The following is a 1,308-nucleotide window of genomic DNA, read 5'->3' as shown; positions in this document are numbered from 1 at the left end:
TTATATTTGACATGGATATTGTTTGTTTTGCGACTTCAAGATACTGAATTTCAGTGTCTTGAGCAATATCTAATTAATATTTTTTACTTCAAATAATTACACCCAACGGGTTAATATAGATTAATAGGTTAGATTTGAATGTTATTAATTTAAATCTTTTCACAATTCATCCGATAGATTTATAAGTAATTAAAAACTAATTAATTAAAAATACAAGATATGGGCAAGTTTGGATTTTTATTTTCTTTGAGTAGATTGTTAGGAATAGCTCAGGCAAAACAAAAGTTTGCGAGAACAACAGGAATACCCACTACAAAAAACGGAATGCAACGGAAAATAGGAGCAAGTATTTTAAAAATGTTTCTAAAATAGATAATAAAAAATATGACTGAAATAAATAATACTCAAAACAAACTTGGGCTTTTAAACATCATCGTGATTGTTCTTTCAATTTATGTATTAGGGGCATTAATTATTGACACCGTTTTTATACTCCCGAAAGAAACCTCTGTCTTGTTAAATTATATTGATGATACAATTTGTGCATTTTTTTTCTTTGAATTTTGTGTAAGATTTTTTAATTCAGAAAACAAATTAGAATTTATGAAATGGGGCTGGATTGACTTGCTTTCAAGTCTTCCAATGGTTGGTTTTTTGCGTGCAGGAAGACTTTTAAGGCTTATAAGATTACTTCGTATTATAAGAGCATTTCGCTCAACAAAAACACTTGTAAATCATATTTTTGCGAATAAAGCACAAGGGACTTTTACATCTATGGCCGTAATCTCAATATTACTTGTAATTTTTTCAGCAATTGGAATTTTACAAGTTGAAACTGATCCTAATAGTAATATAAAAACAGCAGAAGATGCAATTTGGTGGGCATACGTAACAATTACTACGGTTGGTTACGGGGATAAATTCCCTGTAACAACTGAAGGGCGGATAATTGCAGCAATCTTAATGACTGCTGGAGTTGGGCTTTTTGGAACATTTACAGCATTTGTTGCTTCTTGGTTTGCAACAGATAGAAAATAAATAACTCAATCACTCTGATATAACAAAATAATCTCCTAAACGATAGCGAACTGACGAAGTAAATCTGTACTATCGTTAGGAATGAGAATGACTCGGCTGTTGTCAAATGACAAAAACAATACAATTTAAAAACAAAAAACCCACTCGTTTGAGGAGGGCGCTGAAAAACATCGCTTATTTTGATTAGCGTCGTTTTTTAGACGATAAAAAACGCTTGTAACAGGATTTTAAACATCCGTTATAAGCTTTTTTCTTTATATAACTTTTTTT

At 30.7% G+C, this 1,308-nt stretch carries 2 protein-coding genes; both read left to right on the top strand.

Going from position 1 to position 1,308, the window contains the following annotated elements; translation table 11 throughout:
• The first annotated feature begins 219 nt into the window (after positions 1-219).
• The gene (locus IR213_RS16075; protein WP_194313295.1) at positions 220-372 is read left to right on the top strand and encodes a hypothetical protein; all 153 of its coding nucleotides are present in this window, start codon (positions 220-222) and stop codon (positions 370-372) included.
• Positions 373-384: 12 nt separating this feature from the next.
• On the top strand, positions 385-1,038 hold the full coding sequence (locus IR213_RS16070) for a potassium channel family protein (protein ID WP_194313294.1): 654 nt from the start codon (positions 385-387) through the stop codon (positions 1,036-1,038).
• Positions 1,039-1,308: the final 270 nt, after the last annotated feature.

This window comes from Flavobacterium soyangense (assembly GCF_015277675.1).
GTDB classification, from domain to species: Bacteria; Bacteroidota; Bacteroidia; order Flavobacteriales; family Flavobacteriaceae; genus Flavobacterium; species Flavobacterium soyangense.
Note: the sequence above shows the minus strand (reverse complement) of the source record. Positions and strands in the feature narration are given on the sequence as shown.

What these genes read in the sequence shown, in the direction of transcription:
- IR213_RS16075 (WP_194313295.1), top strand. Translation starts at nt 220, where the DNA reads ATGGGCAAGTTTGGATTTTTATTTTCTTTGAGTAGATTGTTAGGAATA.
- IR213_RS16070 (WP_194313294.1), top strand. Translation starts at nt 385, where the DNA reads ATGACTGAAATAAATAATACTCAAAACAAACTTGGGCTTTTAAACATC.